The sequence below is a fragment of the Orrella sp. JC864 genome, from assembly GCF_037026685.1.
Classification (GTDB): Bacteria; Pseudomonadota; Gammaproteobacteria; order Burkholderiales; family Burkholderiaceae_B; genus Orrella.
The window spans coordinates 1-405 of the sequence record NZ_JBANET010000059.1 but is presented as its reverse complement, the minus strand read 5'-3'; the positions used below and the strand labels follow the sequence as shown (position 1 = coordinate 405).

Genomic DNA, 405 nt, shown 5'->3' with positions numbered 1-405 from the left:
GAACTGCTCGTCGCTGATGCGCGCGGCCGCGGCCACCAGGTTGCGCACGTTCACCTGGCTCGAGCCGCTGAACACCACGCCGTTCTGGTTGAGCACCATCACCGTGCCCGCGCCCTCGATGGCGCCCTGGATCTGGCTGGGCCGCGCATCGGCCCCCACCACGCGGTTGAGCACCGCGTCGGTGGACTTCTGCTCGAAGGCCACCGTGGTCTGGCGGCCCACGTTGAAGGTGTCCCAGTTCAGGATGGCGCGCTCAGCCGTCTGGCGGATCTGCACCCGGTGCCGTGCGCCCTCTACCGTATGCACCGGGCGCTCGGCGCCCTGCCACTTGGCCAGCTCGCCCTGGGCCGCCCACAGCCCGCCTTCGGCCAGGCCCTCGGGCACGTCCGAGGGCGCGCCCTGCGC

General features: G+C 72.3%; 1 protein-coding gene. It reads right to left on the bottom strand.

Translation table 11 applies throughout. The features are described from left to right. A partial coding sequence (locus V8Z80_RS20880; protein WP_336063338.1) for a two-partner secretion domain-containing protein occupies positions 1-405 on the bottom strand: 405 nt, incomplete at both ends.